At 70.5% G+C, this 8,985-nt stretch carries 11 protein-coding genes; 10 read left to right on the forward strand and 1 reads right to left on the reverse strand.

The window, feature by feature from the left end; genetic code table 11:
* From G6018_RS03835 to G6018_RS03870, 8 genes are all read left to right on the forward strand, one after another.
* Positions 1 to 188: CinA family protein (locus G6018_RS03835; RefSeq protein WP_182610353.1), on the forward strand; the 188-nt coding region annotated here is incomplete at its 5' end.
* Positions 189 to 204: 16 nt separating this feature from the next.
* A complete protein-coding gene (locus G6018_RS03840; RefSeq protein ID WP_179526252.1) occupies positions 205 to 537 on the forward strand; it encodes a helix-turn-helix transcriptional regulator in 333 nt (110 codons plus the stop codon).
* Positions 538 to 634: 97 nt separating this feature from the next.
* Positions 635 to 1,462, forward strand: a complete 828-nt coding sequence (locus tag G6018_RS03845) for a PspA/IM30 family protein (protein ID WP_179525419.1) — start codon at positions 635 to 637, stop codon at positions 1,460 to 1,462.
* A gap of 68 nt (positions 1,463 to 1,530) precedes the next feature.
* Positions 1,531 to 1,725, forward strand: coding sequence for a DUF3046 domain-containing protein (locus tag G6018_RS03850; RefSeq protein ID WP_179525418.1), 195 nt, complete (start codon positions 1,531 to 1,533; stop codon positions 1,723 to 1,725).
* A 222-nt stretch (positions 1,726 to 1,947) separates the two neighbouring features.
* Positions 1,948 to 3,054, forward strand: coding sequence for a recombinase RecA (gene recA, locus G6018_RS03855; RefSeq protein ID WP_182638791.1), 1,107 nt, complete (start codon positions 1,948 to 1,950; stop codon positions 3,052 to 3,054).
* Complete coding sequence (locus G6018_RS03860) at positions 3,054 to 3,662, forward strand: regulatory protein RecX (protein ID WP_182638793.1); 609 nt, start codon at positions 3,054 to 3,056, stop codon at positions 3,660 to 3,662. Before recA ends, G6018_RS03860 begins: the two co-directional genes overlap by 1 nt.
* A 26-nt stretch (positions 3,663 to 3,688) precedes the next feature.
* Entirely contained in the window at positions 3,689 to 5,257 is a 1,569-nt protein-coding gene (gene miaB / locus G6018_RS03865; protein ID WP_179526251.1) for a tRNA (N6-isopentenyl adenosine(37)-C2)-methylthiotransferase MiaB, read from the forward strand.
* A complete protein-coding gene (locus G6018_RS03870) occupies positions 5,245 to 5,820 on the forward strand; it encodes a hypothetical protein (RefSeq protein WP_179525415.1) in 576 nt (191 codons plus the stop codon). Before miaB ends, G6018_RS03870 begins: the two co-directional genes overlap by 13 nt.
* Positions 5,821 to 5,895: 75 nt before the next feature.
* On the opposite strand, the gene G6018_RS03875 is transcribed toward G6018_RS03870, so the two are convergent.
* Entirely contained in the window at positions 5,896 to 7,281 is a 1,386-nt protein-coding gene (locus tag G6018_RS03875; protein WP_182638794.1) for a DUF349 domain-containing protein, read from the reverse strand.
* A 193-nt stretch (positions 7,282 to 7,474) separates the two neighbouring features.
* Between G6018_RS03875 and G6018_RS03880 the strand changes: the two genes are divergently transcribed.
* Both G6018_RS03880 and miaA read left to right on the forward strand, forming a co-directional pair.
* Positions 7,475 to 8,173, forward strand: a complete 699-nt coding sequence (locus tag G6018_RS03880) for a hypothetical protein (protein WP_182638796.1) — start codon at positions 7,475 to 7,477, stop codon at positions 8,171 to 8,173.
* Positions 8,170 to 8,985, forward strand: an 816-nt coding sequence (gene miaA, locus G6018_RS03885) for a tRNA (adenosine(37)-N6)-dimethylallyltransferase MiaA (protein WP_182638797.1), incomplete at its 3' end; no start/stop codon positions are given. The genes G6018_RS03880 and miaA, both read left to right, overlap by 4 nt.

Genomic DNA, 8,985 nt, shown 5'->3' on the forward strand with positions numbered 1-8,985 from the left:
CCGACCGCCAGGAGGGGAGGGCCGTGGGGACCGTTCACGTGGGGATCTGCGTGCCGGGAGTCGCGGCGCGGTCGACCGAGCTCTCCCTGGACGGCGGTCGAGCCGAGATCCGTCGGGCGGCCTGTGCCGCCGCCCTCGATCTGCTGGTGGGGATCGCCGACGAGGTCGGGAACGAATCGGCGACGTGAGGCGTTGTACCCCGTGATGCCGAACATCCAGATGACCACGCTGCCCCGACCGGACCACCGGAGCGGGCCCCCGCTGCTGCGGGAGACCCTCGGGACGGTGCTCCGCGGCCTGCGGGGCGATTCGGGGCGGACCCTGCGGGACGTCGCCGACGCCGCCCGGGTGAGTCCCGGGTACCTCTCCGAGATCGAACGTGGTCGCAAGGAGGCCTCGAGCGAGTTGCTCGCGTCCATCTCGGGTGCGCTCGACGTCTCGCTCGGCGAGATCCTCATCCGCGCGGCCCTCGAGGTCTCGCCCCCGGGTACCGTCTCGCTCCCGGGCACCGTCGCGGAGCCCGTCCTCGCGGCCTGAGCCCCACCCCGGCAACGCCCGGTGGTCGCCCCCCGACCTTGTTCGGTACCGTGGTACCGACCAGTCGTCCGAATCGGCAGAAGGACACTACGCAGCGATGGCCAATCCGTTCACCAAGGCATGGCGCTACCTCATGGCGTTGTTCGATTCGAAGATCGACGAGAATGCTGACCCCAAGGTCCAGATCCAGCAGGCCATCTCGGACGCGCAGCGGCAGCACCAGCAGCTGTCCCAGCAGGCGGCCGCCGTGATCGGCAACCAGCGGCAGCTGGAGATGAAGCTCAACCGCCAGCTCGCCGACATCGAGAAGCTGCAGGGCTCCACGCGGCAGGCACTGCAGATGTCCGAGCAGGCCCATCAGAACGGCGACACCCAGAAGGCGACCGAGTACGAGAACGCCGCGGAGGCCTTCGCCGCTCAGCTGGTCACCGCCGAGCAGAACGTCGAGGACCTCAAGGGACTCCACGACCAGTCGCTCCAGGCCGCGGCCCAGGCCAAGAAGGCCGTGGAGCAGAACGCGATGGTGCTCCAGCAGAAGGTGGCCGAACGGACCAAGCTGCTCAGCCAGCTGGAGCAGGCCAAGATGCAGGAGCAGGTCAGCGCGTCGCTGCAGTCCATGTCCGAGGTCTCGTCGGGCGGGAACACCCCGAACCTCGACCAGGTCCGCGACAAGATCGAGCGGCGGTACGCCAACGCCCTCGGGTCGGCGGAGCTCGCCCAGAACTCGGTTCAGGGCCGGATGCTCGAGGTCGAGCAGGCCTCGACCCAGATGGCCGGGCACAGCCGTCTCGAGCAGATCCGGGCGTCGATGAAGGCCGAGGGTGGTCAGCTCGGACAGGGGACCGGCTCTGCGTCCCAGCTCCCCCAGGGGCAGCCGCAGTCCGCCACCCCGCCTCAGCAGCAGGCGCAGACCGAACAGCAGTGAGTCGTCCGAGGACGGGCCGCCGGTGAACTATCCGGCGGCCCGTCCTCGTCCGTGGTGAAGGGGCACACGTGACACTGACCGAGTTCAGGGCCCGGACCGTCGAGGCCTTCGGGGACCTGCGGGCCGATCATCTCGTGAGGTCCCATCATCTGGCCGCGTTCGACGGGCGCACCGCCGACGAGGCCATCGACGCCGGTGCCTCCGTCAAGCAGGTCTGGTTGGCGCTGTGTTCGGAGTTCGAGGTTCCCGACTCATTACGCTGACCCCGTGGCGGCGTGTCGTTCGATCTCGAACACGCGTTCGTCTACACTCGGGTCATGTGATGACGGGATGGCCCGTCCACAGGGCGACATCCCTCCACAGTGAAGGGTTGCCGGGCTCGTGCAAGACGTATCTGTCGTACCCGACCCGTAGCGTCCGCGAGCGAGCAGACCACACAGACCGTCCGGCACGACACCGGAGGTCGAGCACGAACGGAGAGCATCATGGCCCCCAAGACCACCGCCAAGTCAGGTACCAGGACGGGCGTGGCCCAGAACCGCGAACAGGCGCTGGAGTTGGCGCTCGCGCAGATCGACAAGACCTACGGCAAGGGGTCGGTCATGCGGCTCGGGGACGACACCCGGCCGCCGGTCCAGGTCATCCCGTCCGGTGCCCTGTCCCTCGACGTGGCACTCGGGATCGGCGGGTTCCCACGGGGCCGCGTCGTGGAGATCTACGGTCCGGAGTCGTCCGGCAAGACGACCGTCGCGCTGCACGCGGTGGCCAACGCGCAGGCCGCCGGCGGGATCGCCGCGTTCATCGACGCGGAGCACGCGTTGGATCCGGAGTACGCCCGCAAGCTCGGCGTGGACACGGACAACCTCATCGTCTCCCAGCCGGACACCGGTGAGCAGGCGCTCGAGATCGCCGACATGCTGGTCAGGTCGGGGTCCATCGACATCCTGGTGGTCGACTCCGTCGCGGCGTTGGTGCCGCGGGCGGAGATCGAGGGCGAGATGGGCGACAGCCACGTGGGCTTGCAGGCGCGACTGATGAGCCAGGCGCTCCGCAAGATGACGGGTGCGCTGCACAACACCAACACCACCGCGATCTTCATCAACCAGCTGCGCGAGAAGATCGGGGTGATGTTCGGCTCGCCCGAGACCACCACGGGCGGTAAGGCGCTCAAGTTCTACGCCTCCGTCCGCCTGGACGTGCGCCGGATCGAGACCCTCAAGGACGGCGCGGATGCGGTGGGTAACCGCACCAAGGTCAAGGTCGTCAAGAACAAGATCGCGCCGCCGTTCAAGATCGCGGAGTTCGACATCCTCTACGGCGAGGGCATCAGTCGCGAGGGATCGCTCATCGACATGGGCGTGGAGAACGGCTTCGTCAAGAAGTCGGGTTCCTGGTTCACCTACGGGGCGGACCAGTTGGGTCAGGGCAAGGAGAACGCCCGCCGGTACCTCAAGGAGAACCCCTCGGTCCGCGACGAGATCGAGCGCAAGATCCTCGACAAGCTCAACATCGGGGCGGGTGCGGAGATCGCGGAGATCGAGGCGGAGTCCGACGAGGACGCGCCCATCGACGTGGTGCCCGTCGAGTTCTGATGAGCGTGCAGGACCCGCGTGCGGCCGAGCGGGGGCAGGGTGTCGACGCGTACGACCTGCGCACCGCGATCGCGGCGGTGGAGGCCAGGCCGTCAAGCAGTTCGGACCTGCCTCCGTTGGCCCCCGAGGCCCACGAGGCCGCGACGGCGGCTCTCCGGCTTCTGCGCCACCGGCCACGGAGCCGACACGAACTGCGGGAGCGGCTTCTGGGTAAGGAGCATGCGCCGGATGCGGTGGACGAGGCCCTGGACAGGGTCCGCGCCTGGGGTCTGCTCGATGACGCGGACTTCGCCTCGGAATGGGTCAGGGGTCGGCGGCGTCGACGCGGACGGTCGCGGGGTGCACTCGAACGCGAGCTGCGCGAGAAGGGCGTCGCCGAGGTGCATATCGCGGGGGCGGTGGCCGGCATCGACGAGGCCGATGACCGACAGCAGGCCACCGACCTCGTGCGCGCGCGGCTCAGCCGCAGCCCGGTCGACCCCGGTCCCGGGGCGGATCTCCAGGGAGAACGGCGCAGGCTGGTGGCGTTCCTCGCCCGCCGGGGCTATCCGACGGGGTTGGCGATGACGGTGGTCGATGCCGAATTGGCGGCCCAGGTGTCGCCCTGAGTACCCTGGCCTGCGTGGATTCTCTCGTGACCGACCTGCAGGCGACGGCCGGAGACACCGGTGTCGAGCGCGTCGAGGGGCGCACGTACCAGGTGCGGACCTTCGGGTGCCAGATGAACGTCCATGACTCCGAGCGGCTCTCGGGCGTGCTCGACGCGGCCGGGTACGTGCCGTTCGAGGGGGAGGCCGATCCCGCCCGGGGCGATCTTCCGGACCTCGTGGTGTTCAACACGTGCGCGGTCCGCGAGAACGCGGACAACCGCCTGTACGGCACGCTCGGCCACCTGCGGCCGTGGAAGGACGCCAATCCCCGACTGCAGATCGCGGTCGGCGGATGCCTGGCACAGAAGGACAAGGACGTCGTGGTCTCACGGGCCCCGTGGGTCGACGTCGTCTTCGGTACCCACAATCTCGGGCATCTGCCCACCCTGCTCCAGCGCTCCCGGCACAACGAGCGGGCCGAGGTGGAGATCGCCGACTCGCTCCAGCACTTCCCCTCGACCCTTCCCGCCACCCGGGAGTCCGCCTACGCCGGCTGGGTCTCGGTCTCCGTCGGCTGCAACAACACCTGCACGTTCTGCATCGTCCCGTCCCTCCGCGGCAAGGAGGTGGACCGGAGACCCGGTGAGGTCCTCGCCGAGATGAAGGCACTGGCGGATGAGGGTGTCCTGGAGGTCACCCTGCTCGGACAGAACGTCAACGCCTACGGGCGGTCGTTCCACGATCCCGCCGAACCATCCGACAGGGGCGCCTTCGCGAAGTTGCTGCGCGCCGCCGGTCGGGTCGAGGGCATCGAGCGGATCCGGTTCACCTCACCACATCCCGCGGAGTTCACCGACGACGTGATCGAGGCGATGGCCGACACCCCCGCCGTGTGCCCGCAGCTTCACATGCCCCTGCAGTCCGGCTCGGACCGTGTCCTGCGCGCGATGCGCCGTTCGTACCGGTCGGAGCGCTTTCTGGGCATCCTGGACAGGGTGCGGGCCGCGATGCCGCACGCGGCCATCACCACGGACATCATCGTCGGATTCCCCGGGGAGACCGAGGAGGACTTCCAGGCCACCCTCGACGTCGTGGAGAAGGCGCGGTTCACGAGCGCGTTCACCTTCCAGTACTCACCGCGACCGGGGACTCCGGCGGCGACGATGACCGACCAGATACCCAAGTCCGTCGTGCAGGAGCGCTACGAGAGGCTGATCGACCTGCAGGAGCGGATCACCCTCGAGGAGAACCGGAAGCAGGTCGGTCGCGAGGTCGAGCTGCTCGTCACCGCCGACCAGGGCCGGAAGGACGCCGCCACCGCCCGGATGACCGGCAGGGCCCGGGACGGCCGTCTGGTGCACTTCGCCCCGGTGGGGGAGCACGCCGGGCGGATCCGACCCGGCGACGTGGTCACCACCCGGATCAGCTCGGCCGCCCCGCACCATCTGCTCGCCGACGACGGCGTGCTGACCTGTCGGGCCACCAGGGCGGGTGACCGGCACGAGGCCGGTGAGAAGCCGGAGACCCCCCCGATTGGCGTGGGGCTCGGACTGCCCACGCTGCGACGTGATGCCCTCGCCTCCGACACCACCCAGAAGGGATGCCTCACGTGAACACCGCTGACCGCCCGGACCCCATCCAGGGGATCATGGAATCCAGCAGGACCGTGGATTCGGAGTTCCGACGCAGGGACAGGATGTTGGGCCACACCCTCGTCATCGGCAGGGCCTATCTGGCGTCGGCGTTGCTGATCGTGTTGCTCGCCGCCGCTCTCGCGCTTCCCCACAGCGACGGGGTGCGTGGACTGGACGTGCTCTTCTTCACCGAGGCGGCCCGGGACCAACAGACCTCGCTGCCCTCCCACGTGTTCGTCCTGCTCTACTCGGCCGGCGCCATCCTGTTCGGCGCCGTCATGATCATCACCCAGAAGTGGTGGGCGGCGGGGATCGCCTGGGGCGCCAGTTGCGTGGCCACGGTGTACGGGATGCTGGCGATCTGGCTGCGCCAGTCCGGACGGGGACCGAACCCCGACTTCCAGGACTTCGGCGCCCCCGGGATCGGCTTGTACGTCAGCGTGATCCTGGTGCTGCTGCTGGTGATGACCCTGGCCGGCGTGCTGTGGGCGCGCACCCCCGAACAGCGCGAGCTCGAGGACTCCGTCCGCCACCGCGACTGAACCGGGTCGCCGCACCCGTCGGACCCACCCCGTGCAGCAGGGCCCCACCGTGTCGGTGGGGCCCTGTCGGCGTGATCAGCGGGTGTCGACCGCGTTCTCGGCGGCCTCGGCCCATTCCTTCCACTGCATGGCCTGCGCGCGGGCCTTCTCGGCGTCCTTCGACTTGCCCGCCGCGTCGGCCTTCGCGGCCTGTGCCTCGAAATCGTCCACCCGCACCCAGAACTGGGCGGCGCGGGCCTTGGCCTCGGGGTCGGTACGCCGCCATTCGGCGTCGGCCGCGTCGGAGACGGACTTCTCCAGGGCGCGGATCCGTCCCTCGAGCTGCCCCATCCTCTCCCGCGGGACCTTGCCGATCTCCTCCCAGCGGGTCTGTAGCTCCCGTAGCGCGGCACGGGCCGCGTCGAGGCCCTTGTCCGGGTCGATCCGGGCCGAGAACTCGGTGAGCAGCGCCTCCTTGGCGTCCGCATTGCCCTCGAACTCCGCGTCACGCTCGGCGGCCGCGGCGTGGCGGGCGTCGAAGAACGTGTCCTGGGCCGCCTTGAAGCGCTTCCACAGGGCGTCGTCGGCCTCGCGGGGAGCGCGGCCCGCGGCTTTCCACTCGTCCATGAGGCGCCTGAACGCGGTGGCCGTGTCGTTCCAGTCGGTCGAGGCCGAGATGGCTTCGGCTCGTTCGACCAGCTCCTCCTTCACCCGCTTGACGGAGGCGCGGGTGCGGTCGAGTTCCGCGAAGTGGGAACCACGGCGCCGGTTGAACGCCTCGCGGGCCTTGGAGAAGCGCTTCCACAGTGCGTCGTCGGTCTTGCGGTCGATGCCGCGAATGGTCTTCCACTCGTCGAGGATCTCCCTGAGGCGATCGCCGGCGGCCTTCCACTGGGTGGACGACTCACCGATCTCCTCCGCCTCGACGGCCAGCGCCTCCTTGCGGGCGATCGCGGTGGCGCGCTCCTCGTCCTTGCGCTGGCGCGCCTCGACCTCGACAGCGCCGGAGCGCTCGACCACGGTGGCGAGTCGGGTCGCGAGGGCGTCGAGATCTCCCACGGCCGCAGCGGAGGGGAGCTGCTCGGCGAGGGCCTCGGCGGAGGCCCGGGTCTTTCGCGCGTCCTGTGGGTGCGAGTCGAGTCGCGCCTCGAGGAGTGAGACCTCCGCGACCAGGTCGTCGTACCGGAGGCCGAAGTGGGCCAGACCTTCCTCGGGTGCACCCGCCTGCCAGGAGCCGACCTGGCGTTCGCCCTCGGAGGTCCTGACGAACACGGCGCCGGAGTCGTCGACCCGACCCCATTCGGACGGGTCCGACGCCCGGACGATGCGCGACTCGGGGGCCGCCACCGCTCGCGGTGCCACCTTCCGGGCCAGTGCTGCGGGGGACGGCGCACCGGGACGCGGGCCCGGGGTCGGCGTGGGGGTCGGTGCGGACGTTCCGGGGTTCGCCTCCCCGGGGGTGGTCGGTGACTGGTCGCTCATCTGGTCCTCGTTTCGTTCTGCCGCGTGACACGGCACCATCGCCGGGATCCCACCGGTCGTCGCCTCGCCGGCCCGGTGAGGGGGCGGCATCCCCCTAGTGTGTACCAACCGCCGCCCGGGCGCCGGGGTATCCCCAGCGAGTCCGACAGAGTCCCGGGAGGGCGCTCCCGCGGAGGTCAGTAAGGTGCTCGGTGTGAGCACCCCTGTCGTCCTGGTCCCCGGCGCGCCGGTTCTGGTGCCCGAACTGTCCGGAGAGGCGGCCGCGGAGACCGCCGGCCAGGTCGACGCCGCGCTGGATCTGCTCAGGACGGCGTCGTCCGGCCTCGAGAGGGTGCTCGTGCTCGGCTCGGACCCCGAGGGGCGGACGATGGGTGACGTCCGTTCCTCGCTGTCGAGGTGGGGGGCGGCGGTCCGGGTCGGGCGTTCCGAGGCGGTGGAAGCCGAGTACGACGATGTCCCCGACGCGGCCCTGATCGCATGGTGGCTGCTCGACCGCGCCGGGATCGACCAGCCCCGGTCGTTCGCGGGCGTCACCGGCGGTGGACGGGTCTCTCGGCCCCCCGGGCGCGACACCCTCGTGGTCGTCGTGGGGGACGGTCCCGCCTCCCTCACCCCCCGGGCACCCGTGCCCGAGGACCCGCGTGGTGTCGCCCTCGACTCGGAGCTCACCGAGTGGCTGCGGCGCGGTGGCCCGCTGCCCGATCCCGGTGACGCGGTGGCGGAGGCCGTGGGGTGGTGGAGCCGGCCCGCGTGGCTCGGGCTGGCCGGGCTGGTCGGGGAGAGGTCTGCGGTGGAGTCGGTGTCCTGGGCGCCGTTCGGTGTGGGGTATCACTGCGCTCGCTGGGATCTCTCGTCGTCGTCGGATTCCCCGGGTCAGTGGGGTCACGGGTGAGCGGCCCCGCACCGGTCGCGGTGGTGGGCCCGACCGGCACCGGGAAGTCCGACCTCGCCCTCGATCTGGCGCAGCGGCTGGGCGGGGAGGTGGTCAATTGTGACGCCATGCAGCAGTACCGCGGCATGGACATCGGTACCGCGAAGCTCCCGCCGTCCCTCCGACGTGGCATCCCGCACCACAGGCTCGACGTCCTCGAGGTGACCGAGACCGCGAGCGTCGCCGACTTCCGTCGCGAGGCCGAGCGCGAGATCGCGGAGATCCGGGAGCGCGGGAACGTGCCGATCCTGTGCGGAGGATCGATGATGTACATCCAGGCCCTGGTCGACGGCTGGTCCATCCCCGACACGGATCCCGCGGTCCGGGCGCGCTACGAACGGCGCCTCGAGGAGATCGGGGTCCGGGCGTTGCACGCCGAGCTCGCCCGCGCGGACCCCGAGGCCGCTCGGACCATCCTGCCGACCGATCCCCGCCGGACTGTTCGGGCACTGGAGGTGGTGGAGCTGACCGGTCAGCCGTTCTCCGCCTCGAGACCGACCATCGGCGCACCTCGGTGGGGCACGCGGCTGCTCGGCCTACGGTGCGCGCTTCCCGAGCTCGATGACCGGCTGGACGCCCGTACCGGGCGCATGTTCGCCGACGGGCTGATCGACGAGGTGCGTGGGCTCGTCGGGCTCGGACTGCTCGAGGGCGTGACGGCCCGGCGGGCCATCGGGTACGCGCAGGTTCTCGACGAGATGGACGACGAGCTGGGGATCGACGACGAGGGGGTGGCCCGCGCCCGGGAGCGCACGGTGATCGGCACCCGCCGG

The sequence above is a fragment of the Dietzia sp. DQ11-44 genome (assembly GCF_014145205.1).
In the GTDB taxonomy this organism is placed as follows: Bacteria; Actinomycetota; Actinomycetes; order Mycobacteriales; family Mycobacteriaceae; genus Dietzia; species Dietzia natronolimnaea.

Bases quoted from the DNA above. Each gene is read 5' to 3' on its own strand.
- G6018_RS03840 (WP_179526252.1), top strand. From the start codon at position 205: ATGCCGAACATCCAGATGACCACGCTGCCCCGACCGGACCACCGGAGC.
- G6018_RS03845 (WP_179525419.1), top strand. From the start codon at position 635: ATGGCCAATCCGTTCACCAAGGCATGGCGCTACCTCATGGCGTTGTTC.
- recA (WP_182638791.1), top strand. From the start codon at position 1,948: ATGGCCCCCAAGACCACCGCCAAGTCAGGTACCAGGACGGGCGTGGCC.
- G6018_RS03860 (WP_182638793.1), top strand. From the start codon at position 3,054: ATGAGCGTGCAGGACCCGCGTGCGGCCGAGCGGGGGCAGGGTGTCGAC.
- G6018_RS03870 (WP_179525415.1), top strand. From the start codon at position 5,245: ATGCCTCACGTGAACACCGCTGACCGCCCGGACCCCATCCAGGGGATC.
- G6018_RS03875 (WP_182638794.1), bottom strand. From the start codon at position 7,281: ATGAGCGACCAGTCACCGACCACCCCCGGGGAGGCGAACCCCGGAACG.